Consider the following 21,966-nt stretch of genomic DNA (forward strand, 5'->3'; position numbering starts at 1 on the left):
CAGTGACCTGAAAGCCCATCGACACAGCATTCCTCCTTCTGGAGAACACCATGAAAGACCTGCTCAATCTCTTCAACCAGCAGCGCCAGACGCTGGACTTCGACGCGATCAAGATCGCGCTGGCTTCGCCGGACCTGATCCGCTCGTGGTCCTTCGGCGAAGTGAAGAAGCCGGAAACCATCAACTACCGTACCTTCAAGCCGGAACGCGACGGCCTGTTCTGCGCCGCCATCTTCGGCCCGGTCAAGGACTACGAGTGCCTGTGCGGCAAGTACAAGCGCATGAAGCACCGCGGCGTGGTCTGCGAGAAGTGCGGCACTGAAGTGACCCTGGCCAAGGTGCGCCGCGAGCGCATGGGCCACATCGACCTGGCCTCGCCGGTCGCGCACATCTGGTTCCTCAAGTCGCTGCCGTCGCGCATCGGCCTGATGCTGGACATGACCCTGCGCGACATCGAGCGCGTGCTGTACTTCGAAGCCTACGTGGTGACCGAGCCGGGCCTGACCGCCCTGGAGCGCCGCCAGCTGCTGACCGAAGAACAGTACCTGCAGGCCCGCCAGGAGCACGGTGACGACTTCGACGCCGCCATGGGCGCCGAGGCCGTGTACGAACTGCTGCGCACGATCGACCTGCAGTCGGAGATGACCCGCCTGCGCGAGGAGATCGCCGCGACCGGTTCGGAAACCAAGCTGAAGCGACTGACCAAGCGCATCAAGCTGATCGAGGCCTTCCTGGAGTCGGGCAACCGTCCGGAATGGATGGTGATGACCGTGCTGCCGGTGCTGCCGCCGGACCTGCGTCCGCTGGTGCCGCTGGACGGTGGCCGCTTCGCGACCTCCGACCTGAACGACCTGTACCGCCGCGTCATCAACCGCAACAACCGCCTGCGCCGCCTGCTCGAACTGAGCGCGCCGGACATCATCGTGCGCAATGAAAAGCGCATGCTGCAGGAATCGGTCGATGCGCTGCTGGACAACGGTCGCCGTGGCCGTGCCATCACCGGCACCAACAAGCGCCCGCTGAAGTCGCTGGCCGACATGATCAAGGGCAAGCAGGGTCGCTTCCGTCAGAACCTGCTGGGCAAGCGCGTGGACTACTCGGGCCGTTCGGTCATCGTGGTCGGTCCGTACCTGCGCCTGCACCAGTGTGGCCTGCCGAAGAAGATGGCACTGGAACTGTTCAAGCCGTTCGTGTTCGCCAAGCTGCAGCGTCGTGGCCTGGCCACCACCATCAAGGCCGCCAAGAAGCTGGTCGAGCGCGAAGAAGCCGAAGTCTGGGACATCCTGGAAGAGGTCATCCGCGAGCATCCGGTGATGCTGAACCGCGCGCCGACCCTGCACCGTCTGGGCATCCAGGCGTTCGAGCCGGTGCTGATCGAAGGCAAGGCCATCCAGCTGCATCCGCTGGTCTGCACCGCGTTCAACGCCGACTTCGACGGTGACCAGATGGCCGTCCACGTGCCGCTCTCGCTGGAAGCCCAGCTGGAAGCGCGTGCGCTGATGATGTCGACCAACAACATCCTGTCGCCGGCCAACGGCGAGCCGATCATCGTGCCGTCGCAGGACGTCGTGCTGGGTCTGTACTACATGACCCGCTCGCTGGAAAACAAGAAGGGCGAGGGCATGGCCTTCGCCAACATCGCCGAAGTCAAGCGCGCCTACGACAACCGCGTGGTGGAACTGCACGCCAAGGTCAAGGTCCGCATCACCGAAGTGGTGACCGACGAGGAAGGCAACAAGCAGAACAAGACCTCGATCGTGGATACCACGATCGGTCGCGCCCTGCTGGCTGAAATCCTGCCGGAAGGCCTGCCGTTCGCGCTGGCCAACACCGAGCTGACCAAGAAGAACATCTCGCGCCTGATCAACTCCAGCTACCGTCAGCTGGGTCTGAAGGACACGGTCGTGTTCGCCGACAAGCTGATGTACACCGGCTTCGCCTACGCAACCCGCGCCGGCGTGTCGATCGGTATCGACGACATGCTGATCCCGGACGAGAAGCGTGGCATCCTCACCGAGGCCGAAGCCGAAGTGCTGGAAATCCAGGAGCAGTACCAGTCGGGTCTGGTCACCGCTGGCGAGCGCTACAACAAGGTGGTCGACATCTGGTCGCGCACCAACGAGCGCATCGCCAAGGCGATGATGGACACCATCGGTACCGAGAAGGTCGTCAATGCCAAGGGTGAGACCATCGATCAGAAGTCGATGAACTCGCTGTACATCATGGCCGACTCCGGTGCACGAGGCAGCCAGGCGCAGATCCGTCAGCTGGCCGGCATGCGCGGCCTGATGGCCCGCCCGGACGGCTCGATCATCGAGACGCCCATCAAGGCGAACTTCCGCGAAGGCCTGAACGTGCAGGAGTACTTCAACTCCACCCACGGTGCCCGTAAGGGTCTGGCCGATACCGCGCTGAAGACCGCGAACTCGGGTTACCTGACCCGTCGACTGGTCGACGTGGCGCAGGACGTGGTGATCACCGAGGTGGATTGCGGTACCACCGAAGGCCTGATCATGACCCCGATCGTGGAAGGCGGTGACGTGGTCGAGCCGCTGAAGGACCGCGTGCTGGGTCGCGTGGTTGCCGAGGACGTGTTCCTGCCGGGCAACGACGAAGATCCGATCGTCACCCGCAACACCCTGCTGGACGAGCAGTGGGTCGCCAAGCTGGAAGATGCCGGCGTGCAGAGCATCAAGGTGCGTTCGACGATTTCGTGCGAATCGGCCTTCGGTGTCTGCGCTCGCTGCTACGGCCGCGATCTGGCCCGTGGCCATCTGGTCAACATCGGTGAAGCGGTCGGCGTCATCGCCGCCCAGTCCATCGGTGAGCCGGGTACCCAGCTGACCATGCGTACCTTCCACATCGGTGGTGCGGCGTCGCGAGCTGCTGCGGTCGACAACATCACCGTCAAGACCACCGGCTCGGTCAAGTTCAGCAACCTCAAGTCGGTCGAGCATGCCAACGGCTCGCTGGTGGCAGTGTCGCGCTCGGGCGAAATCTCGGTGCTCGATGCCCACGGCCGTGAGCGTGAGCGTTACAAGCTGCCGTACGGTGCGACCATCACGTCCAAGGACGGCGATGCGATCAAGGCTGGCCAGACCGTGGCCAACTGGGATCCGCATAACCACCCGATCGTGTCGGAAGTGGCCGGCTTCATCCGCTTCATCGACTTCGTCGACGGCATCACCGTCATCGAGAAGACCGACGAGCTGACCGGCCTGGCCTCGCGCGAAATCACCGATCCGAAGCGTCGTGGTACCCAGGCCAAGGACCTGCGCCCGATCGTGCGCATCGTCGACGCCAAGGGCAACGACCTGTCGATCCCGGGCACTGATCTGCCCGCGCAGTACCTGCTGCCGCCGCGCTCGATCGTCAACCTGCAGGATGGCGCCCCGGTGGGCGTGGGCGACGTCGTCGCCAAGATCCCGCAGGAAGCCTCGAAGACCCGCGACATCACCGGTGGTCTGCCGCGCGTGGCCGACCTCTTCGAAGCGCGCAAGCCGAAGGATCCGGCGGTGCTGGCCGAGCGTTCGGGCATCATCAGCTTCGGCAAGGACACCAAGGGCAAGCAGCGCCTGATCATCAAGGACACCGATGGTTCGGAGCACGAAGAGCTGATTCCGAAGTACCGCCAGGTCATCGTGTTCGAAGGCGAGCATGTCACCAAGGGTGAAACCATCGTGGACGGCGAGCCGAGCCCGCAGGACATCCTGCGCCTGCTGGGTGTCGAACCGCTGGCGGCCTACCTGGTCAAGGAAATCCAGGACGTGTACCGCCTGCAGGGCGTGAAGATCAACGACAAGCACATCGAGGTGATCACCCGCCAGATGCTGCGCAAGGTCGAGATCACCGATCAGGGCAGCAGCAAGTTCCTGAACGGCGAGCAGGTCGAACGCCAGCGCGTTATCGAGGAGAATGCCCGCCTGTCGACCCGCAACGAGCTGCCGGCGCGGTTCGATCCGGTCCTGCTGGGCATCACCAAGGCCTCGCTGGCCACCGAGTCGTTCATCTCGGCGGCGTCGTTCCAGGAGACCACCCGTGTGCTGACCGAAGCGGCCGTGCGCGGCACCTCGGACAACCTGCGTGGCCTGAAGGAAAACGTCATCGTCGGCCGTCTGATTCCGGCCGGTACCGGTCTGGCGTACCACAGCCAGCGCCGTCGTGGCGCGTCCGGCCTCACCGAGTCGGAGATGCAGACCCTGGCCGGCACCCCGGCGGCGGTCGAGGCTCCGGCAGTGGAAGCCGAGACCGAACAGGCTGCGGGCGAGGAATGAGGTGACCGGTCCGGCCGCAAGGCCGGACCCACCTTTGCGGTAACGCCCGGGGACATGCCCGGGCGGGCTTGAAGGGCAGGGCGGCGCAGGCCGTCCGACCTGGCTGTAGCGGCAGGCGGCTCCATCCGTGGAGGGCCGGTCGAACCTGAACGGGGTACATGGAGGCCCCCCAGTAACGTTCCGGGATCAGGGACGGGCTTGACAGGGCGCGTTTGACGTCGTTCCTGGCAGGTTGCTACAATCGTCTGTCTCAGCAGGCCAGAATTTTGGCCTGCTTTAACATTTCCGCATCTCTGGCCGGATTTTCCGGCCACCAATCAGAAGAACCTACTGATGGCGACGATCAACCAGCTGGTCCGCAAGCCGCGGCAAGCGACCACCTACAAGAGTGCCTCGCCGGCGCTCGACAAGTGCCCGCAGCGCCGTGGCGTCTGCACCCGTGTCTACACCACCACTCCGAAGAAGCCGAACTCGGCCCTTCGCAAGGTTGCCAAGGTCCGCCTGACCAACCAGGAAGAAGTGATTTCCTACATCGGTGGTGAAGGCCACAACCTGCAGGAGCACTCCGTGGTCCTGATCCGCGGCGGTCGCGTCAAGGACCTGCCGGGTGTGCGTTACCACACCGTTCGTGGCTCGCTCGACGCCGCCGGCGTTGCCAAGCGTCGCCAGGCCCGTTCCAAGTACGGCGCCAAGCGTCCGAAGGCCTAAGGAGAGAGCACTATGTCGCGTAAGGGTAATACTCCGCAGCGTTCCGTCCTGCCCGATCCGAAGCACGGAAGCGAAACCATCGCCCGCTTCATCAACATGGTCATGCAGAGCGGCAAGAAGTCCGTCGCCGAAAAGATCGTGTACGGCGCCATGGACGTGATCACCGAGAAGAACAGCAGCGCCAACGCCATCGAGCTGGTGCAGAAGGCGCTGGACAACGTCGCTCCGGCGGTCGAAGTCAAGTCGCGTCGCGTCGGCGGTGCCACCTACCAGGTGCCGGTCGAAGTGCGTGCCTCGCGCAAGATGGCTCTGGCCATGCGCTGGCTGATCGACTCCGCGCGCAAGCGTGGTGAGAACACCATGCCGAAGAAGCTGGCTGCTGAACTGATCGACGCCTCGGAAAACCGTGGTGGCGCCATCAAGAAGCGCGAAGAAACCCACCGCATGGCCGAAGCCAACAAGGCATTCGCCCACTACCGCTGGTGAGTTTGACGGCCTTGCAAAACAGGCAGGGCAGCACCACCTAGGTGCTGCCTCGCGGTCCCAGAAGGACTGCGCCAACCCGAAGGCCGCCGAAAGGCGGCGTTCGGCCATCCGAAATCCAAGAAATCTGAGAGGCTCCCCGTGGCCCGTTCCACTCCCATCGAGCGTTACCGTAACTTCGGCATCATGGCTCACATCGATGCCGGCAAGACCACCACGTCCGAGCGCATCCTGTTCTACACCGGCAAGAGCCACAAGATCGGTGAAGTGCATGACGGCGCCGCCACCATGGACTGGATGGAGCAGGAGCAGGAGCGTGGCATCACGATCCAGTCCGCTGCCACCACCGCGTTCTGGAAGGGCATGGACAAGTCCCTGCCGGAGCATCGCTTCAACATCATCGACACCCCCGGGCACGTCGACTTCACCATCGAAGTGGAGCGCTCGCTGCGCGTGCTCGACGGTGCGGTGTTCGTGCTGTGTGCCGTCGGTGGCGTGCAGCCGCAGTCGGAAACCGTGTGGCGCCAGGCCAACAAGTACCACGTGCCGCGCATCGCGTTCGTCAACAAGATGGACCGCACCGGTGCCAACTTCCAGAAGGTCGTCGGCCAGCTGAAGGCCAAGCTGGGCGCGGTTGCCGTGCCGATGCAGCTGCCGATCGGCGCTGAAGACAACTTCAAGGGCGTCGTCGACCTGCTGAAGATGAAGGCCATCCACTGGGATGAAGCCTCGCAGGGCATGAAGTTCGAGTACAGCGACATCCCGGCTGAACTGCAGGCGGCTGCTGAAGAAGCCCGCCAGTTCATGGTCGAGACCGCTGCCGAAGCCAGCGAAGAGCTGATGGAGAAGTACCTGGGCGGCGAAGAGCTGGCCGAGGCTGAAATCATCAACGCGCTGCGTACCCGCACCCTGGCCACCGAGATCGTGCCGATGTACTGCGGCTCGGCGTTCAAGAACAAGGGCGTGCAGGCCATGCTGGACGGCGTGATCCAGCTGCTGCCGTCGCCGGTCGATGTGCCGGACGTGAAGGGCGTGGACGTCGACGACGATACCGTCGAGATGACCCGCAAGTCGGATGACAAGGCGCCGTTCTCGTCGCTGGCCTTCAAGATCATCACCGACCCGTTCGTCGGCGCGCTGACCTTCTTCCGCGTCTACTCGGGCACGCTGAACGGTGGTGACACCGTGCTGAACTCGGTGAAGGGCAAGAAGGAGCGCATCGGCCGCATCCTGCAGATGCACTCGAACAACCGCGAGGAAATCAAGGAAGTTCTGGCGGGTGACATCGCTGCGGCCGTGGGCCTGAAGGACACCACCACCGGTGACACCCTGTGCGCCGTGGACGCCCCGATCATCCTGGAGCGCATGACGTTCCCGGAGCCGGTGATCTCGATGGCCGTCGAGCCGAAGACCAAGTCGGACCAGGAAAAGATGGGTCTGGCCCTGGGTCGTCTGGCGCAGGAAGATCCGTCGTTCCGCGTCAAGACCGACGAAGAATCCGGCCAGACCATCATCTCCGGCATGGGCGAGCTGCACCTGGACATCATCGTCGATCGCCTGAAGCGCGAGTTCAACGTTGAAGCCAACGTCGGTGCGCCGCAGGTGGCTTACCGCGAAACGATCACCCTGGCCGACGTCAAGTCGGACTACAAGCACGCCAAGCAGTCCGGTGGTAAGGGTCAGTACGGTCACGTCGTGATCGAGCTGTCGCCGATCACCGCTGAAGACCGTGCCGATCCGAAGCTGGCTCCGGCCATCAAGGACGACTTCCTGTTCATCAACGACATCACCGGCGGCGTGATCCCGAAGGAATTCATTCCGTCGGTCGAGAAGGGCCTGCGCGAAACCATCACCAGCGGCCCGCTGGCTGGCTTCCCGGTCGTGGACGTCAAGGTGAAGCTGGTGTTCGGTTCGTACCACGACGTCGACTCCTCGGAAATGGCGTTCAAGCTGGCTTCGTCGATGGCCTTCAAGCAGGGCTTCGCCAAGGCCAAGCCGGTGCTGCTGGAGCCGATCATGAAGGTCGAGATCGTGACCCCGGAGGATTACCAGGGTGACGTGATGGGCGACGTCAGCCGTCGTCGCGGCGTGCTGCAGGGTTCCGACACCACCGGTGACGGTTCGGCCAGCATCATCAACGCGATGATCCCGCTGGGTGAAATGTTCGGCTACGCCACTGCGCTGCGTTCGCAGACCCAGGGCCGCGCCACCTTCACCATGGAATTCGATCACTACGAGCCGGCTCCGACCAACATCGCCGAAGCCGTCATGAAGAAGGGCTGAGCCTCGCTCAGCCTCTCTTGAAACCACTTACGAACAATCAAGGTATATAACAATGGCAAAGGGTAAGTTCGAGCGCACCAAGCCGCACGTCAACGTCGGCACCATCGGTCACGTCGACCACGGCAAGACCACGCTGACCGCCGCGCTGACCAAGATCGGCGCCGAGCGCTTCGGTGGCGAGTTCAAGGCGTATGACGCCATCGACGCCGCACCGGAAGAAAAGGCTCGTGGTATCACGATCTCGACCGCGCACGTCGAATACGAATCCCCGACCCGTCACTACGCCCACGTTGACTGCCCGGGCCACGCTGACTACGTCAAGAACATGATCACCGGTGCTGCCCAGATGGACGGCGCGATCCTGGTGTGCTCGGCCGCTGACGGCCCGATGCCGCAGACCCGCGAGCACATCCTGCTGTCGCGTCAGGTCGGCGTGCCGTACATCGTGGTGTTCCTGAACAAGGCTGACATGGTCGACGACGCCGAGCTGCTCGAGCTGGTCGAAATGGAAGTGCGCGAACTGCTGAGCAAGTACGAGTTCCCGGGCGACGACACCCCGATCATCTCGGGTTCGGCCCGCTTGGCGCTGGAAGGCGACCAGAGCGAGATCGGCGTGCCGGCGATCCTGAAGCTGGTCGACGCGCTGGACACCTGGATTCCGGAGCCGGAGCGTGCGATCGACAAGCCGTTCCTGATGCCGGTGGAAGACGTGTTCTCGATCTCGGGCCGCGGCACCGTGGTGACCGGTCGTATCGAGCGCGGCGTGATCAAGGTTGGTGACGAAATCGAAATCGTCGGTATCCGTCCGACCCAGAAGACCACCGTGACCGGCGTGGAAATGTTCCGCAAGCTGCTGGACCAGGGCCAGGCAGGCGACAACGCCGGTCTGCTGCTGCGCGGCACCAAGCGTGACGACGTCGAGCGCGGCCAGGTTCTGGCCAAGCCGGGTTCGATCACCCCGCACACCGAGTTCGAAGGCGAAGTGTACGTGCTGTCGAAGGACGAGGGCGGCCGTCACACCCCGTTCTTCAACGGCTACCGCCCGCAGTTCTACTTCCGCACCACCGATATCACCGGCGCTGCCAAGCTGCCGGAAGGCGTGGAAATGGTGATGCCGGGTGACAACGTCAAGATGACCGTGACCCTGATCAACCCGGTCGCGATGGACGAAGGCCTGCGCTTCGCCATCCGCGAAGGTGGCCGCACCGTCGGCGCCGGCGTGGTCTCGAAGATCATCAAGTAATCTGTTAGACTCTGCGCCCCGATGTTGCCTGGGTAGGGCATCGGGGCGTATCAAAATGGGAAAGCAGGCACAGGATGTGCCTTGTGTTCCCCGGACCAGGAAGGGTCAAGGCCATTCAGGCGGCGTCAACAGGAGACTGTTGACAGCTGCCTGGCGTGCCATTATGCTTCTACGTCTGGGCAGGCCGGGAGACTGGTCTGCCTACGTTTTTGAGGTCTACGGATTGACCTTGTCGGCCTGCAGGAGTGCGGGCCGTCCGTATGCAGGAATTTCATGGGGCAAAGCAACCCAGAGGCTTTGTCTGTCGCTCTTTTAACGAAGGAACCTACCGCCATGGCGGACCAAAAGATCCGGATCCGGCTGAAAGCGTTCGATCATCGTCTGATCGACCGTTCGGCCAGCGAGATCGTTGAAACGGCAAAGCGGACCGGCGCGCAAGTGCGTGGCCCGATCCCGCTGCCGACCAAGATCGAGCGTTACACCGTTCTCGTTTCCCCGCACGTCGACAAGGACGCGCGTGACCAGTACGAGACCCGCACGCACAAGCGCGTGCTCGATATCGTTGACCCGAATGACAAGACCGTGGACGCGCTGATGAAGCTCGAACTGGCTGCCGGCGTCGACGTTCAGATCAAGCTGACCTGAGGACTACGACCATGACGAAGAAGTATTCGTTGGGCTTCGTGGGCCGCAAGGCCGGCATGAGCCGCGTGTTCACCGAAGATGGTCGTTCCATCCCGGTGACCCTGATCGAAGCCACCCCGAACCGCATCGCGCAGATCAAGACCGTCGAAACCGACGGCTACAGCGCCGTGCAGGTGACCGTCGGCGCGCGTCGCGCTGCCCTGGTCAACAAGCCGGAAGCCGGCCACTTCGCCAAGGCGAAGGTGGAAGCGGGTCGTGGCCTGTGGGAATTCCGCGTTGAAGACGCGCAGCTCGGCGATTTCGCCGTCGGCGGCGAAGTCAAGGCGGACATCTTCGAAGTCGGCCAGATCGTCGACGTCCAGGGTGTCACCAAGGGTAAGGGTTTCCAGGGCACCATCAAGCGCCACAACTTCCGTATGGGCGATGCAACCCACGGTAACTCGCTGTCGCATCGCGCGCCGGGTTCGCTGGGTCAGCGCCAGACCCCGGGTCGCGTTTTCCCGGGCAAGAAGATGTCGGGCCACATGGGCGCGGTGCAGCAGAGCACCCAGAACCTGGAAGTGGTCAAGGTCGACGTCGAGCGCGGTCTGATTGCGGTTCGCGGCGCCGTTCCTGGCGCGGCGGGTGGCGATGTGATCGTCCGTCCGGCGAGCAAGGCATAAGGAGAGATGACGATGGAACTCGTTATCACGGGTAGCAACAACAAGGTCTCGGTCTCCGACGCCGTGTTCGGTCGCGATTTCAGCGAAGATCTGGTCCACCAGGTCGTCGTTGCTTACCGCAACGCCGGTCGCGCCGGCACCAAGGCACAGAAGACTCGCTCCGAAGTGGCTGGTACCACCAAGAAGTCGAAGAAGCAGAAGGGCGGCGGCGCGCGTCATGGCGCACTGACGGCTCCGATCTTCGTCGGCGGCGGTGTCACCTTCGCGGCCAAGCCGCGCAGCTTCGAGCAGAAGGTCAATCGTAAGCAGTACCGTGCCGCCATGTGCGCGATCCTGTCCGAGCTGAACCGTCAGGGCCGTCTGACCATCGTGGAGGCCTTCGATGTCGAAGCGACCAGCACGAAGGGTCTGATCGCCAAGCTGGCCGGCCTGGAAGTGGGCAAGCGCCCGCTGATCGTCACCGAGGAAGCCTCCGAGCACCTGTACCTGTCCGCCCGCAATCTGCCGTACGTGCAGGTGCGTGACGTGCAGGGCCTGGACCCGGTGTCGCTGGTCGGTGCCGACACGGTCGTCATCACCGCTGACGCGGTCAAGAAGGTCGAGGAGTGGCTGGCATGAACAGCAACGAAAAAATCTTCAGCGTGCTGCGTGCCCCGCGTGTCTCCGAAAAGACCGCGCGCCTGCAGGAACTCTCCAACCAGTATGTCTTCGAAGTTTCGAACGAAGCCACCAAGGCCGATGTAAAGGCCGCGGTTGAGCAGCTGTTCGACGTCAAGGTCGAAGCCGTCAACGTGGTCAACGTCAAGGGCAAGAACAAGTCCTTCCGTAACCGTGCTGGCCGCCGCGGCGATTGGCGCAAGGCGTACGTTCGCCTGGCCGATGGCCAGTCGATCGATGTAACGGCCAAGGCCTGAGGTACATCCCATGCCATTGATGAAATTCAAGCCCACTTCCCCCGGCCGCCGTTCGGCCGTGCGCGTGGTTACGCCCGACCTGCACAAGGGTGCTCCGCACGCTGCGCTGGTCGAGTCGCAGAGCCGCTCGGGTGGTCGTAACCACCACGGCCGCATCACCACCCGTCACGTCGGTGGTGGCCACAAGCAGCACTACCGCATCATCGACTTCAAGCGCAACAAGCTGGGCATCCCGGCGCGCGTGGAACGCATCGAATACGATCCGAACCGCACCGCCCATATCGCCCTGCTGTGCTACGTCGACGGCGAGCGTCGCTACATCATCGCCCCGAAGGGCCTGAAGGCCGGTGATCAGGTGATCGCTGGTTCGGATGCCCCGATCAAGGCGGGCAACACCCTGCCGCTGCGCAACATCCCGGTCGGTACCACCATCCACTGCATCGAGCTGAAGCCGGGCAAGGGCGCTCAGATCGCCCGCGCTGCAGGTGCTGCCGTGCAGCTGGTCGCCCGTGAAGGCGTCTACGCCACCCTGCGTCTGCGCTCGGGTGAAATGCGTAAGGTTCCGGTCGAGTGCTGCGCCACCATCGGCGAAGTCGGCAACGACGAGCACAGCCTGGAAAAGCTGGGCAAGGCCGGTGCCAAGCGCTGGCGCGGCGTCCGCCCGACCGTTCGTGGTGCTGCCATGAACCCGGTTGACCACCCGCACGGTGGTGGTGAGGCCAAGGCCGGCCAGGGTAACCCGCATCCGGTCACCCCGTGGGGTGTCCCGACCAAGGGTTACAAGACGCGCCATAACAAGCGCACTCAGCAGTTCATCGTCCGCGATCGTAGGGGCTAATCGACCATGGCACGTTCACTCAAGAAGGGCCCGTTCGTCGATCACCACCTCGTCAAGAAGGTGGAGGCCGCTGCGGGCAGCAAGAAGCCGATCAAGACTTGGTCGCGCCGTTCGATGATCCTGCCTGACATGGTAGGCATCACCATTGCCGTGCATAACGGCAAGAACCACATCCCGGTTCTCGTCAACGAGAACATGGTCGGCCACAAGCTCGGCGAATTTGCCATCACCCGGACCTTCAAGGGTCACGGTGGTGACAAGAAGTCGGGCAAGTAAGGAGAGATGACAATGGAAGCGAAAGCCATCCTGCGCACTGCGCGCATCTCCCCGCAGAAGGCTCGCCTGGTCGCTGACCAGGTGCGCGGTCTGCCGGCCGAACGTGCGGTCAATCTGCTGAAGTTCTCGGACAAGAAGGCTGCCCACCTGATCAAGAAGGTGGTGGAGTCGGCTATTGCCAACGCCGAGAACAACCAGGGCGCCGACGTCGACGAGCTGAAGGTTCAGACCATCATGGTTGATGAAGGTCCGACCCTGAAGCGTTTCATGGCGCGGGCGAAAGGCCGCGGTACCCGCATCCTCAAGCGCACCAGCCACATCACTGTGGTTGTGGGCGCCGGCAAGTAAGCGGATAAGGAAAAGACCATGGGTCATAAAGTTCATCCGATTGGTATCCGTCTCGGTATTTCCAAGGACTGGAACTCCAAGTGGTACGCCAACAAGGCCGAGTTCGCTGGTTACCTGGCAGCCGACCTGAAAGTTCGCGAAATGCTGCGCAAGAAGCTGGCTCAGGCCGGCATCAGCAAGATCCTGATCGAGCGTCCGGCCAAGACCGCGCGCGTGACGATCCACACCGCCCGTCCGGGCGTGGTGATCGGCAAGCGTGGTGAGGACATCGAGAAGCTGCGCAAGGAAGTGAGCGAGATGATGGGCGTTCCGGCGCACATCAACGTCACCGAAGTGCGCAAGCCGGAACTGGACGCGCAGCTCGTTGCCGAGTCGATCGCCCAGCAGCTGGAGCGTCGCATCATGTTCCGCCGCGCAATGAAGCGCTCGGTGGGCAACGCGATGCGCCTGGGTGCCCTGGGCATCAAGGTCAACGTGGGTGGCCGCCTCAACGGTGCTGAAATCGCCCGTTCGGAGTGGTACCGCGAAGGCCGCGTGCCGCTGCACACCCTGCGTGCCGACATCGACTATGGCTTCGCTGAAGCCAAGACGACCTACGGCATCATCGGCATCAAGGTCTGGATCTACAAGGGCGAGGTCTTCGATTTCTCCCAGGTTGGCCAGGAAAAGCAGGACGACACCCCGTCGCGCAACGATCGTCACGATCGCGGCGACCGTGGTGACCGTCAGCGCCCGGCCCGTGAAGCGAGGTAACGACAATGTTGCAACCCAAGCGAACCAAGTACCGCAAGGTACACAAGGGCCGTAACGAAGGCCTGAGCTGGAGCGCCAACGCTGTCAGCTTCGGCGAATACGGCCTGAAGGCAACCGCACACGGTCAGCTGACCGCGCGTCAGATCGAAGCGGCTCGCCGCTCGATCAGCCGCTACGTCAAGCGCGGCGGCAAGATGTGGATCCGCGTGTTCCCCGACAAGCCCATCACCAAGAAGCCCATCGAAGTTCGAATGGGTTCGGGTAAGGGTAACGTGGAATACTGGGTGGCCCAGATCCAGCCCGGCCGCATGATCTATGAAATCGAGGGTGTTTCCGAGGAAGTGGCTCGCGAGGCGTTCCGCCTGGCCGCCGCCAAGCTCTCGGTCACCACCACTTTCGTGACCCGTACGGTGCGCTGATGGATATCAAAACTCTCCGTGAAAAGTCGGCTGACGAACTCAAGGCCCACCTGATCGACCTGCGTAAGGAACAGTTCTCTGTCCGTATGCAGCAGGTCACCGGCCAGCTGCCGAAGACCCACGACATCCGCCGGGTCCGTCGCGAGATTGCTCGCGTCAAGACCCTGCTCGGCAGCACGAAGTAAGGATGGCCGCTATGAGCGACAATACTGAAAACAAGACGCTGCGCACGGTCGAAGGCCGTGTCGTCAGCAACAAGATGGACAAGACGGTTACCGTCCTGGTTGAGCGTCAGGTCAAGCACGCACTGTACGGCAAGTACATCAAGCGCTCGACGAAGCTGCACGCCCACGATGCCGACAACGCCTGCAAGGAAGGCGATGTCGTCCGCGTGACCGAGATTGCTCCGATGTCCAAGACCAAGAACTGGCGCGTGGTGGAAGTCATCACGCGTGCGGCTGAATAAGGAGTCTGAATCATGATCCAGATGCAGAGCTACCTTGACGTCGCGGACAATTCGGGTGCCAAGCAGGTGATGTGCTTCAAGGTGCTGGGTGGTTCCAAGCGCCGTTACGCCGGCATCGGCGACATCATCAAGGTCACCGTGAAGGATGCGATTCCGCGCGGCAAGGTCAAGAAGGGTGAAGTGTATGACGCCGTCGTGGTGCGTACCCGCAAGGGTGTGCGTCGCGCCGACGGCTCGCTGATCCGCTTCGACGGCAACGCTGCCGTCCTGCTGAACAACAAGCAGGAGCCGATCGGTACCCGTATCTTCGGGCCGGTGACCCGTGAACTTCGTTCGGAGAAGTTCATGAAGATCGTCTCGCTCGCTCCCGAAGTGCTGTGAGCGACAGGAGATAATCATGGCTAACCGTATCAAGAAGGGCGACCAGGTCGTCGTCAACACCGGCAAGGACAAGGGCAAGCAGGGCGAAGTCGTCCGCGTCGACGGCGACCGTGTGGTCGTCGCCAACGTGAACATCGTCAAGCGCCACACCAAGCCGAACCCGCAGGCAGGCGTTGCCGGCGGCGTGGTCGAGCGTGAAGCTTCGATCCATATCTCCAACGTGAATGTGCTGAACCCGGCTTCGGGCAAGGGCGAACGCGTTGGCTTCAAGGTGCTGGAGGATGGACGCAAACTGCGTGTGTTCCGCTCCAGCGGTGAGGCGCTCGACGCCTGAGGAATGAGAAGATGACTTCCCGTCTCGAAAAGTTCTACAAGGACGAAGTGGTGCCGGCGCTGATGAAGCAGTTCGGCTACACCAATCCGATGGAAGTGCCGAAGCTCGTCAAGGTCACCCTGAACATGGGTGTCGGCGAAGCGGCCACCAATAAGAAGATCCTGGAAAACGCCGTCGGCGACATGACCAAGATTTCCGGCCAGAAGCCGGTTGTCACCAAGTCGCGTATTTCGGTTGCGTCGTTCAAGATCCGCGATGGTTGGCCGATCGGCTGCAAGACCACGCTGCGTCGCCACAAGATGTACGAGTTCCTGGATCGCCTGATCAACATCTCGCTGCCGCGCGTGCGCGACTTCCGTGGTGTCTCCGGTCGTTCCTTCGACGGTCGCGGCAACTTCAACATGGGTGTGAAGGAACAGATCATCTTCCCGGAAATCGACTTCGACGCTGTCGACGCGATCCGCGGTATGGATATCGCCATCACCACCACTGCGAAGACCGACGCGGAAGCGAAGGCGCTGCTGGCAGCGTTCAAGTTCCCGTTCCGTAACTGATCCGTCGAGGAAACCGAAATGGCAAAGACCTCCATGGTCAACCGCGACATCAAGCGGGAAAAGCTGGCCAAGAAGTACGCTGAGAAGCGTGCTGCTCTCAAGAAGATCGTGTCCTCGGTGGACGCGAGCTACGACGAGAAGATCGAAGCTGCTGCCAAGCTGGCCAAGCTGCCGCGCGATTCGTCGCCGAGCCGCCAGCGCAACCGCTGCGAACTGTCCGGCCGTCCGCGTGGCGTCTACAGCAAGTTCGGCCTGGGCCGCAACAAGCTGCGTGAAGCCACCATGCGTGGCGACGTCCCGGGTCTGCGCAAGGCCAGCTGGTAATCCCAGCCGGTCCTGCGATCAGGCGCCCCCCCGGGGGTTCCTGAACCGGGGAGGGGAGGCATTCAGCCTCCCTTTCGCAAAAAACCCGAAGAGCCCGACGCAAGTCGGGCTCTTTTGGCGTATACTCCCGCGTCTTGCCCTGTGCAGACGGGGTTGTAGGGCGGGCCACAGGTCCGCTGCATCAAGGGACCTGGCCCGTTTCCAGGAGACAACAGATTTTCGCGAAAGCGGATATCGGTGCACTCAAAGGTACTCATATGAGCATGACTGATCCCATCGCCGACCTGCTGGTCCGCATCAAGAATGCGGCCGCGGTTGGCAAGCAGACGGTGAAAGCCCCGTCGTCCAAGATCAAGGTTGCGATCGCCCAGGTCCTGAAGGACGAGGGTTACATCACCGACCTGCGCGTTACCCAGCTGGAGAACAACAAGGCCGAGCTGGAAATCGTGCTGAAGTATTTCGAAGGCAAGCCGGTCATCGCGACCCTGAAGCGCTTCTCGCGTTCGGGCCTGCGCCAGTACCGCGGCAAGAGCGAGCTGCCGAAGGTCATGAACGGCCTGGGCATCTCCATCATTTCCACCTCCAAGGGCATCATGACTGATGCGCAGGCGCGCCAGCTGGGCGTCGGCGGCGAAGTCCTGTGCTTCGTGGCCTAAGGCGAAAGGAGTAGAACTATGTCCCGCGTAGCCAAGAAGCCGATCGACCTGGGTAAGGTTGAACTGAACGTCCAGTCGGAAAGCGTCACCGCCAAGGGCCCGAAGGGCACCCTGTCGCTGGCCAAGCCGGCCGGTATTGCCATCAACGTCGATAACGGCGTTGCCACCCTGAGCACCGAGAACGTCGAACTGGTCGCACTGACCGGTACCGTGCGTGCGATCCTGGCCAACATGGTCAAGGGCGTGTCCGAAGGCTTCGAGCGCAAGCTGGAGCTGGTCGGCGTGGGTTACCGCGCTGCCATGCAGGGCAAGGACCTGAGCCTGTCGCTGGGCTTCTCGCACCCGGTCGTGTTCGTGGCGCCGGAAGGCATCACGCTGTCCACCCCGACCCAGACCGAGATCCTGGTCCAGGGCGCGGACAAGCAGGCCGTCGGTGAAGTTGCCGCCAAGATCCGTGCGTTCCGCAAGCCGGAGCCGTACAAGGGCAAGGGCGTGAAGTACTCCGACGAAGTCATCATCCGTAAGGAAGCCAAGAAGGCCTAATAGGCGCTTCCGCTTTCATAGGAAAAACATCATGAACAAGAACATCGCCCGCCTGCGTCGCGCCAAGTCGACCCGCGCCCACATCCGTGAGCTCGGCGTCGCCCGCCTGTCGGTGCTGCGCACCGGCCAGCACCTGTATGCCCAGGTCTTCACCGCCGACGGTTCCAAGGTGCTGGCTGCCGCCAACACCACCCAGACCGACGTCAAGGAAGGCCTGAAGAGCGGCAAGAATGTCGATGCCGCCGCCAAGGTTGGCCGCATCGTCGCTGAGCGTGCCAAGGCCGCCGGCGTCGAGAAGGTTGCCTTCGATCGTTCGGGTTACCGTTACCACGGCCGTATCAAGGCCCTGGCAGAGGCTGCCCGCGAAGCCGGCCTGCAGTTCTAAGGGATCGGGGCAGGGGGCCGATGGCCCCCTGTCCGCCTGCTCGCCAGCCTGAGCGAGGCTGGACGGCGCCATTCTTCTGTAGTGGCCCACCGGAACGACGCGTCATTCCACAACCATAAGCGGCCCGGAGCCGTACATACCCAACAACCAAGGAATCAACATGGCAGAAGAGCGTCAGCAGCGGGGTCGCGATCGCGACCGTAACCGCGAAGAGAAGATCGACGACGGCATGATCGAAAAGCTGGTCGCGGTCAACCGCGTCAGCAAGACCGTCAAGGGTGGTCGCCAGTTCACCTTCACCGCCCTGACCGTGGTCGGCGACGGCGAAGGCAAGGTCGGTTTCGGTTATGGCAAGGCCCGCGAAGTGCCGGTCGCCATCCAGAAGTCGATGGAACAGGCCCGCAAGAACCTGGTCAGCGTTGACCTGAACAACGGCACCCTGTGGCACACCATCAAGGATGGTCATGGCGCAGCCCGCGTGTTCATGCAGCCGGCTTCGGAAGGTACCGGCGTCATCGCCGGCGGTGCCATGCGCGCCGTCCTGGAAGCGGTTGGCGTGAAGAACGTGCTGGCCAAGGCCACCGGTTCGCGCAACCCGATCAACCTGGTGCGTGCCACCGTGAAGGGCCTGTCTGCAGCGCAGTCGCCGGCCCGCATCGCGGCCAAGCGCGGCAAGAAGGTGGAGGAACTCAACCATGGCTAATGAGTCCAACAAGACTGTGAAGGTGCGCCTGGTGCGCGGCCTGCGTGGTGCTCAGTCGCGTCACCGCCTGTCGGTGCGTGCCCTGGGTCTGAACAAGCTCAACGATGTGCGTGAACTGAAGGACAGCCCGCAGGTTCGCGGCCTGATCAATACCGTTCACTACCTCGTCAAGGTTGAGGAGTAATCGATCATGACTCTGCGTCTCAATGAACTGAGCCCGGCACCGGGCGCCCGTACCGAGCGCACCCGCGTCGGTCGCGGTATCGGCTCGGGCCTGGGCAAGACTGCCGGCCGCGGCCACAAGGGTTCGTTCGCCCGCAAGGGTGGCGGCAAGATCAAGGCCGGCTTCGAAGGCGGCCAGACCCCCATGCAGCGTCGTCTGCCGAAGATCGGCTTCCGTTCGCCGATCGCCAAGGACACCGCTGAAGTGCTGCTGTACCAGCTGGACAAGCTGCCGGCCGGCGAGATCGACTTCGCCGCCCTGCGTGCCGCCAAGCTGGTCCCGAGCACTGCCAAGAAGGCCAAGGTCGTCGTCAAGGGCGAAGTGACCAAGGCGTTCACCCTGAAGGGTGTTGCTGCCACGGCCGGTGCCAAGGCTGCGATCGAAGCTGCCGGCGGCAGCGTAACGGAGTAAGAAAATCATGGCGCAAGCTGGCATCGGTAACCTCGCGGGCGGAATGGGCAAGTTCACTGAACTTCGCCAACGTTTGCTGTTCGTCGTCGGGGCTTTGATCGTCTATCGCATCGGCTGCTACGTGCCGGTGCCGGGCGTCAATCCCGATGCCATGCTTGCCATGATGCAACAGCAGGGCGGCGGCATCGTGGACATGTTCAACATGTTCTCGGGCGGCGCCCTGCACCGTTTCAGCATCTTCGCGCTGAACGTGATGCCGTACATCTCGGCATCGATCGTGATGCAGCTGGCCGTGCACATCTTCCCCGCCCTGAAGGCGATGCAGAAGGAAGGTGAGTCCGGTCGCCGCAAGATCACCCAGTACTCGCGCATCGGCGCCGTGCTGCTGGCAGTGGTGCAGGGCGGTTCGATCGCTCTGGCCCTGCAGGGCCAGGTCTCGCCGTCGGGCGCTCCGGTCGTGTACGCGCCGGGCATGGGCTTCGTGCTCACCGCCGTGGTCGCGCTGACCGCCGGCACCATGTTCCTGATGTGGGTCGGTGAGCAGGTCACCGAGCGCGGCATCGGCAACGGCGTGTCGCTGATCATCTTCGCCGGTATCGTGGCGGGCCTGCCGGGCGCGGTCATCCATACCTTCGATGCCTACCGCGACGGCAACATCCAGTTCATCCAGCTGCTGCTGATCGCCATCGTCGTTCTCGCCTTCACCTTCTTCGTGGTGTTCGTCGAGCGCGGCCAGCGCCGGATCACGGTCAATTACGCGCGCCGCCAGGGCGGTCGCAATGCGTACATGAACCAGACCTCGTTCCTGCCGCTGAAGCTCAACATGGCCGGCGTCATCCCGGCGATCTTCGCCTCGAGCCTGCTGGCCTTCCCGGCCACCCTGGCCATGTGGTCCGGCCAGGCGGCCAACCAGAGCAGCTTCGGCCAGGTCCTGCAGAAGGTCGCCAACGCGCTGGGTCCGGGCGAGCCGCTGCACATGATCGTGTTCGCTGCGCTGATCACCGGTTTCGCGTTCTTCTATACCGCGCTGGTGTTCAACTCGCAGGAAACCGCCGACAACCTGAAGAAGTCGGGCGCGCTGATTCCGGGCATCCGTCCGGGCAAGGCCACTGCCGACTACATCGACGGCGTGCTGACCCGCCTGACCGCAGCCGGCTCGGCCTACCTGGTGATCGTCTGCCTGCTGCCGGAACTGATGCGCACGCAGCTGAACGCCTCGTTCTACTTCGGCGGTACCTCGCTGCTGATCGTGGTGGTGGTGGTGATGGACTTCATCGCCCAGGTGCAGGCGCACCTGATGTCCCACCAGTACGAGAGCCTGCTGAAGAAGGCCAACCTGAAGGGTGGCAACCGCGGCGGTTTTGCCCGCGGCTGATTCGCCTGTTATACTTTCGTCTTCCTGACGTGATGGTCCCTCCGCTTCGCGGACTCCGGCCACACAAACGAAGGGCGGCCCCCGCAGCGGTTCCGGGTGGGGGTGTGATGAGGTGGTCCCGCGCAGGAGTAGCGCGGGCGGCCCCGGGAGACCTCCCGGGATCAACCCCATCCGGCGCCGGAGCCTGGGCACACTCCCCAGGCCGGGTTCATGAAACCTCTGGTTTCACGGGCTTCCATGTAAACCGGAACCTTGTTAGTATCGCTAGTTCACTTTTTTGATCCATCCTGCCGGATTGGCGTGCCCGAGGCGCGCTGTCGGCCATCACTCAGCTGGAGAACCGCGTCATGGCGCGTATTGCAGGCGTCAACCTGCCAGCCCAGAAGCATGTCTGGGTCGGGTTGCAAAGCATTTACGGCATCGGCCGTACCCGTTCGAAGAAGGTCTGCGAAGTCGCAGGCGTCGCTTCGACCACCAAGATCCGCGATCTGTCGGAGCCGGAAATCGAGCGCCTGCGCGCCGAAGTCGGCAAGTACATCGTGGAAGGCGATCTGCGCCGTGAGATCGGCATCGCGATCAAGCGCCTGATGGACCTGGGCTGCTACCGCGGCCTGCGTCACCGTCGTGGCCTCCCGCTGCGTGGCCAGCGCACCCGTACCAACGCCCGCACCCGCAAGGGTCCGCGCAAGGCGATCAAGAAGTAAGGGACTGAGAAATGGCTAAGCCCGCTGCTAAGACCAAGAAGAAGATCAAGCGCGTCGTCACTGACGGCGTTGCCCACGTCCACGCTTCGTTCAACAACACCATCGTCACCATCACCGACCGCCAGGGCAATGCTCTGTCGTGGGCGACCTCCGGTGGCGCTGGCTTCCGCGGTTCGCGCAAGTCGACCCCGTTCGCTGCCCAGGTGGCTGCCGAGAAGGCCGGTCGTGCTGCGCTGGACTACGGCGTGAAGTCGCTGGAAGTCCGCATCAAGGGCCCGGGTCCGGGCCGTGAGTCGGCCGTGCGTTCGTTGAACAACGTCGGCTACAAGATCACCAACATCATCGACGTGACGCCCATCCCGCACAACGGGTGCCGTCCGCCGAAGAAGCGTCGCGTCTAAAGGGAGCGATAAGAAATGGCTCGTTATATCGGTCCTACCTGTAAGCTCGCCCGCCGCGAAGGCGCCGACCTGTCCCTGAAGAGCCCGGCGCGTGCGCTGGACTCCAAGTGCAAGCTGGAGCAGAAGCCCGGCCAGCATGGCGCCACTGCCCGCAAGGGCAAGCTGTCCGACTACGCCACCCAGCTGCGTGAAAAGCAGAAGGTCAAGCGTATCTACGGCCTGCTGGAGCGTCAGTTCCGCAACTACTACAAGAAGGCCTCGACCAAGAAGGGCAACACCGGCGAGAACCTGCTGCAGCTGCTGGAAACCCGCCTGGACAACGTCGTCTACCGCATGGGCTTCGCCGTGACCCGTCCGGCTGCCCGCCAGCTGGTGTCGCACCGCGGCGTCACCGTGAATGGCAAGTCGGTCAACCTGGCTTCGTACCAGGTCAAGGCTGGCGATGCCATCGCGCTGTCCGAGAAGGCTGCCAAGCAGCTGCGCGTCCAGGAAGCCCTGACCGTCGCCGCACAGCATGACCTGAGCCCGTCGTGGGTTGAAGTGGATTCCGGCAAGTTCACCGGCATCTTCAAGGCGGTTCCGGATCGTTCGGATCTGCCTGCGGACATCAACGAAGCGCTGATCGTCGAGCTGTATTCGAAGTAATTCACATTGGAGAGC

At 63.0% G+C, this 21,966-nt stretch carries 30 protein-coding genes; all 30 read left to right on the forward strand.

What is annotated here, in order from left to right; all coding sequences use genetic code 11:
- Positions 1-50 precede the first annotated feature (50 nt).
- Complete coding sequence (gene rpoC, locus ACVOME_RS11270) at positions 51-4,274, forward strand: DNA-directed RNA polymerase subunit beta' (RefSeq protein ID WP_053519956.1); 4,224 nt, start codon at positions 51-53, stop codon at positions 4,272-4,274.
- A 333-nt stretch (positions 4,275-4,607) separates the two neighbouring features.
- On the forward strand, positions 4,608-4,982 hold the full coding sequence (rpsL, locus tag ACVOME_RS11275; RefSeq protein WP_004145320.1) for a 30S ribosomal protein S12: 375 nt from the start codon (positions 4,608-4,610) through the stop codon (positions 4,980-4,982).
- A 12-nt stretch (positions 4,983-4,994) separates the two neighbouring features.
- Positions 4,995-5,468 (forward strand): 30S ribosomal protein S7, encoded by a 474-nt coding sequence (gene rpsG, locus ACVOME_RS11280; RefSeq protein ID WP_053519957.1) that lies wholly within the window; start codon positions 4,995-4,997, stop codon positions 5,466-5,468.
- Between the two features lie 138 nt (positions 5,469-5,606).
- A complete protein-coding gene (gene fusA / locus ACVOME_RS11285) occupies positions 5,607-7,748 on the forward strand; it encodes an elongation factor G (RefSeq protein ID WP_049470847.1) in 2,142 nt (713 codons plus the stop codon).
- A 52-nt stretch (positions 7,749-7,800) separates the two neighbouring features.
- Positions 7,801-8,991 (forward strand): elongation factor Tu, encoded by a 1,191-nt coding sequence (gene tuf / locus ACVOME_RS11290; protein ID WP_065176003.1) that lies wholly within the window; start codon positions 7,801-7,803, stop codon positions 8,989-8,991.
- 333 nt (positions 8,992-9,324) lie between these two features.
- The gene (rpsJ, locus tag ACVOME_RS11295) at positions 9,325-9,636 is read left to right on the forward strand and encodes a 30S ribosomal protein S10 (RefSeq protein ID WP_005408208.1); all 312 of its coding nucleotides are present in this window, start codon (positions 9,325-9,327) and stop codon (positions 9,634-9,636) included.
- Positions 9,637-9,647: 11 nt separating this feature from the next.
- Complete coding sequence (rplC, locus tag ACVOME_RS11300; protein ID WP_004145336.1) at positions 9,648-10,298, forward strand: 50S ribosomal protein L3; 651 nt, start codon at positions 9,648-9,650, stop codon at positions 10,296-10,298.
- Between the two features lie 12 nt (positions 10,299-10,310).
- Entirely contained in the window at positions 10,311-10,916 is a 606-nt protein-coding gene (gene rplD, locus ACVOME_RS11305; RefSeq protein ID WP_053519740.1) for a 50S ribosomal protein L4, read from the forward strand.
- Positions 10,913-11,212: a 50S ribosomal protein L23 gene (rplW, locus tag ACVOME_RS11310; RefSeq protein ID WP_004145338.1), complete on the forward strand. Its 300-nt coding sequence runs from the start codon at positions 10,913-10,915 to the stop codon at positions 11,210-11,212. The genes rplD and rplW overlap by 4 nt, the downstream gene beginning before the upstream one ends.
- Before the next feature lie 10 nt (positions 11,213-11,222).
- Positions 11,223-12,050 carry a 50S ribosomal protein L2 gene (gene rplB, locus ACVOME_RS11315; protein WP_065182869.1) on the forward strand — a complete coding sequence of 276 codons (828 nt, stop codon included), beginning with the start codon at positions 11,223-11,225 and terminating at the stop codon, positions 12,048-12,050.
- A 6-nt stretch (positions 12,051-12,056) separates the two neighbouring features.
- Positions 12,057-12,326 (forward strand): 30S ribosomal protein S19, encoded by a 270-nt coding sequence (gene rpsS / locus ACVOME_RS11320; RefSeq protein ID WP_005415413.1) that lies wholly within the window; start codon positions 12,057-12,059, stop codon positions 12,324-12,326.
- Between the two features lie 12 nt (positions 12,327-12,338).
- Positions 12,339-12,674 carry a 50S ribosomal protein L22 gene (rplV, locus tag ACVOME_RS11325; protein WP_080375339.1) on the forward strand — a complete coding sequence of 112 codons (336 nt, stop codon included), beginning with the start codon at positions 12,339-12,341 and terminating at the stop codon, positions 12,672-12,674.
- Positions 12,675-12,692: 18 nt separating this feature from the next.
- Positions 12,693-13,427: a 30S ribosomal protein S3 gene (gene rpsC / locus ACVOME_RS11330; protein WP_004145350.1), complete on the forward strand. Its 735-nt coding sequence runs from the start codon at positions 12,693-12,695 to the stop codon at positions 13,425-13,427.
- A 5-nt stretch (positions 13,428-13,432) separates the two neighbouring features.
- Positions 13,433-13,846: a 50S ribosomal protein L16 gene (gene rplP, locus ACVOME_RS11335; protein WP_053519743.1), complete on the forward strand. Its 414-nt coding sequence runs from the start codon at positions 13,433-13,435 to the stop codon at positions 13,844-13,846.
- Positions 13,846-14,031: a 50S ribosomal protein L29 gene (rpmC, locus tag ACVOME_RS11340; protein WP_004154487.1), complete on the forward strand. Its 186-nt coding sequence runs from the start codon at positions 13,846-13,848 to the stop codon at positions 14,029-14,031. Before rplP ends, rpmC begins: the two co-directional genes overlap by 1 nt.
- An 11-nt stretch (positions 14,032-14,042) precedes the next feature.
- Positions 14,043-14,312: a 30S ribosomal protein S17 gene (rpsQ, locus tag ACVOME_RS11345; RefSeq protein ID WP_053519744.1), complete on the forward strand. Its 270-nt coding sequence runs from the start codon at positions 14,043-14,045 to the stop codon at positions 14,310-14,312.
- A 12-nt stretch (positions 14,313-14,324) separates the two neighbouring features.
- On the forward strand, positions 14,325-14,693 hold the full coding sequence (rplN, locus tag ACVOME_RS11350; RefSeq protein WP_010483978.1) for a 50S ribosomal protein L14: 369 nt from the start codon (positions 14,325-14,327) through the stop codon (positions 14,691-14,693).
- A 16-nt stretch (positions 14,694-14,709) separates the two neighbouring features.
- Positions 14,710-15,027 carry a 50S ribosomal protein L24 gene (gene rplX / locus ACVOME_RS11355; protein ID WP_053519745.1) on the forward strand — a complete coding sequence of 106 codons (318 nt, stop codon included), beginning with the start codon at positions 14,710-14,712 and terminating at the stop codon, positions 15,025-15,027.
- Positions 15,028-15,038: 11 nt separating this feature from the next.
- A complete protein-coding gene (gene rplE / locus ACVOME_RS11360; RefSeq protein ID WP_053519746.1) occupies positions 15,039-15,581 on the forward strand; it encodes a 50S ribosomal protein L5 in 543 nt (180 codons plus the stop codon).
- 18 nt (positions 15,582-15,599) lie between these two features.
- Positions 15,600-15,905, forward strand: coding sequence for a 30S ribosomal protein S14 (gene rpsN / locus ACVOME_RS11365; RefSeq protein ID WP_053519747.1), 306 nt, complete (start codon positions 15,600-15,602; stop codon positions 15,903-15,905).
- A 257-nt stretch (positions 15,906-16,162) separates the two neighbouring features.
- The gene (gene rpsH, locus ACVOME_RS11370) at positions 16,163-16,561 is read left to right on the forward strand and encodes a 30S ribosomal protein S8 (RefSeq protein WP_005415417.1); all 399 of its coding nucleotides are present in this window, start codon (positions 16,163-16,165) and stop codon (positions 16,559-16,561) included.
- Positions 16,562-16,579: 18 nt separating this feature from the next.
- Positions 16,580-17,104 (forward strand): 50S ribosomal protein L6, encoded by a 525-nt coding sequence (gene rplF / locus ACVOME_RS11375; protein WP_053519748.1) that lies wholly within the window; start codon positions 16,580-16,582, stop codon positions 17,102-17,104.
- 31 nt (positions 17,105-17,135) lie between these two features.
- On the forward strand, positions 17,136-17,489 hold the full coding sequence (gene rplR, locus ACVOME_RS11380) for a 50S ribosomal protein L18 (RefSeq protein ID WP_053519749.1): 354 nt from the start codon (positions 17,136-17,138) through the stop codon (positions 17,487-17,489).
- Between the two features lie 160 nt (positions 17,490-17,649).
- Positions 17,650-18,192, forward strand: coding sequence for a 30S ribosomal protein S5 (gene rpsE, locus ACVOME_RS11385; RefSeq protein WP_005408213.1), 543 nt, complete (start codon positions 17,650-17,652; stop codon positions 18,190-18,192).
- On the forward strand, positions 18,185-18,376 hold the full coding sequence (rpmD, locus tag ACVOME_RS11390; RefSeq protein ID WP_004145412.1) for a 50S ribosomal protein L30: 192 nt from the start codon (positions 18,185-18,187) through the stop codon (positions 18,374-18,376). Before rpsE ends, rpmD begins: the two co-directional genes overlap by 8 nt.
- 6 nt (positions 18,377-18,382) lie before the next feature.
- Positions 18,383-18,826 (forward strand): 50S ribosomal protein L15, encoded by a 444-nt coding sequence (gene rplO / locus ACVOME_RS11395; protein ID WP_053519751.1) that lies wholly within the window; start codon positions 18,383-18,385, stop codon positions 18,824-18,826.
- Between the two features lie 7 nt (positions 18,827-18,833).
- Positions 18,834-20,201 (forward strand): preprotein translocase subunit SecY, encoded by a 1,368-nt coding sequence (gene secY / locus ACVOME_RS11400; RefSeq protein WP_005415420.1) that lies wholly within the window; start codon positions 18,834-18,836, stop codon positions 20,199-20,201.
- Positions 20,202-20,548: 347 nt separating this feature from the next.
- Positions 20,549-20,905, forward strand: coding sequence for a 30S ribosomal protein S13 (gene rpsM, locus ACVOME_RS11405; RefSeq protein WP_004154500.1), 357 nt, complete (start codon positions 20,549-20,551; stop codon positions 20,903-20,905).
- 11 nt (positions 20,906-20,916) lie between these two features.
- Positions 20,917-21,306, forward strand: a complete 390-nt coding sequence (gene rpsK / locus ACVOME_RS11410; RefSeq protein WP_004145443.1) for a 30S ribosomal protein S11 — start codon at positions 20,917-20,919, stop codon at positions 21,304-21,306.
- A gap of 15 nt (positions 21,307-21,321) precedes the next feature.
- Positions 21,322-21,951, forward strand: coding sequence for a 30S ribosomal protein S4 (rpsD, locus tag ACVOME_RS11415; protein ID WP_004145446.1), 630 nt, complete (start codon positions 21,322-21,324; stop codon positions 21,949-21,951).
- The last annotated feature ends 15 nt before the right edge of the window (positions 21,952-21,966 follow it).

The sequence above is a fragment of the Stenotrophomonas sp. STEN008 genome, from assembly GCF_056760435.1.

What these genes read in the sequence shown, in the direction of transcription:
- rpsE (WP_005408213.1), top strand. Translation starts at nt 17,650, where the DNA reads ATGGCAGAAGAGCGTCAGCAGCGGGGTCGCGATCGCGACCGTAACCGC.
- rplV (WP_080375339.1), top strand. Translation starts at nt 12,339, where the DNA reads ATGGAAGCGAAAGCCATCCTGCGCACTGCGCGCATCTCCCCGCAGAAG.
- rpsN (WP_053519747.1), top strand. Translation starts at nt 15,600, where the DNA reads ATGGCAAAGACCTCCATGGTCAACCGCGACATCAAGCGGGAAAAGCTG.
- rpsD (WP_004145446.1), top strand. Translation starts at nt 21,322, where the DNA reads ATGGCTCGTTATATCGGTCCTACCTGTAAGCTCGCCCGCCGCGAAGGC.
- rplD (WP_053519740.1), top strand. Translation starts at nt 10,311, where the DNA reads ATGGAACTCGTTATCACGGGTAGCAACAACAAGGTCTCGGTCTCCGAC.
- rpsM (WP_004154500.1), top strand. Translation starts at nt 20,549, where the DNA reads ATGGCGCGTATTGCAGGCGTCAACCTGCCAGCCCAGAAGCATGTCTGG.
- rplE (WP_053519746.1), top strand. Translation starts at nt 15,039, where the DNA reads ATGACTTCCCGTCTCGAAAAGTTCTACAAGGACGAAGTGGTGCCGGCG.
- rpoC (WP_053519956.1), top strand. Translation starts at nt 51, where the DNA reads ATGAAAGACCTGCTCAATCTCTTCAACCAGCAGCGCCAGACGCTGGAC.
- rplW (WP_004145338.1), top strand. Translation starts at nt 10,913, where the DNA reads ATGAACAGCAACGAAAAAATCTTCAGCGTGCTGCGTGCCCCGCGTGTC.
- rpsQ (WP_053519744.1), top strand. Translation starts at nt 14,043, where the DNA reads ATGAGCGACAATACTGAAAACAAGACGCTGCGCACGGTCGAAGGCCGT.
- rplN (WP_010483978.1), top strand. Translation starts at nt 14,325, where the DNA reads ATGATCCAGATGCAGAGCTACCTTGACGTCGCGGACAATTCGGGTGCC.
- rpsC (WP_004145350.1), top strand. Translation starts at nt 12,693, where the DNA reads ATGGGTCATAAAGTTCATCCGATTGGTATCCGTCTCGGTATTTCCAAG.
- rplF (WP_053519748.1), top strand. Translation starts at nt 16,580, where the DNA reads ATGTCCCGCGTAGCCAAGAAGCCGATCGACCTGGGTAAGGTTGAACTG.
- rplB (WP_065182869.1), top strand. Translation starts at nt 11,223, where the DNA reads ATGCCATTGATGAAATTCAAGCCCACTTCCCCCGGCCGCCGTTCGGCC.
- rpsS (WP_005415413.1), top strand. Translation starts at nt 12,057, where the DNA reads ATGGCACGTTCACTCAAGAAGGGCCCGTTCGTCGATCACCACCTCGTC.
- rpmD (WP_004145412.1), top strand. Translation starts at nt 18,185, where the DNA reads ATGGCTAATGAGTCCAACAAGACTGTGAAGGTGCGCCTGGTGCGCGGC.
- rplX (WP_053519745.1), top strand. Translation starts at nt 14,710, where the DNA reads ATGGCTAACCGTATCAAGAAGGGCGACCAGGTCGTCGTCAACACCGGC.
- rpsJ (WP_005408208.1), top strand. Translation starts at nt 9,325, where the DNA reads ATGGCGGACCAAAAGATCCGGATCCGGCTGAAAGCGTTCGATCATCGT.
- rplR (WP_053519749.1), top strand. Translation starts at nt 17,136, where the DNA reads ATGAACAAGAACATCGCCCGCCTGCGTCGCGCCAAGTCGACCCGCGCC.
- tuf (WP_065176003.1), top strand. Translation starts at nt 7,801, where the DNA reads ATGGCAAAGGGTAAGTTCGAGCGCACCAAGCCGCACGTCAACGTCGGC.
- secY (WP_005415420.1), top strand. Translation starts at nt 18,834, where the DNA reads ATGGCGCAAGCTGGCATCGGTAACCTCGCGGGCGGAATGGGCAAGTTC.
- rpsL (WP_004145320.1), top strand. Translation starts at nt 4,608, where the DNA reads ATGGCGACGATCAACCAGCTGGTCCGCAAGCCGCGGCAAGCGACCACC.
- rplP (WP_053519743.1), top strand. Translation starts at nt 13,433, where the DNA reads ATGTTGCAACCCAAGCGAACCAAGTACCGCAAGGTACACAAGGGCCGT.
- rpsK (WP_004145443.1), top strand. Translation starts at nt 20,917, where the DNA reads ATGGCTAAGCCCGCTGCTAAGACCAAGAAGAAGATCAAGCGCGTCGTC.
- rplC (WP_004145336.1), top strand. Translation starts at nt 9,648, where the DNA reads ATGACGAAGAAGTATTCGTTGGGCTTCGTGGGCCGCAAGGCCGGCATG.
- rpmC (WP_004154487.1), top strand. Translation starts at nt 13,846, where the DNA reads ATGGATATCAAAACTCTCCGTGAAAAGTCGGCTGACGAACTCAAGGCC.
- rpsG (WP_053519957.1), top strand. Translation starts at nt 4,995, where the DNA reads ATGTCGCGTAAGGGTAATACTCCGCAGCGTTCCGTCCTGCCCGATCCG.
- rplO (WP_053519751.1), top strand. Translation starts at nt 18,383, where the DNA reads ATGACTCTGCGTCTCAATGAACTGAGCCCGGCACCGGGCGCCCGTACC.
- rpsH (WP_005415417.1), top strand. Translation starts at nt 16,163, where the DNA reads ATGAGCATGACTGATCCCATCGCCGACCTGCTGGTCCGCATCAAGAAT.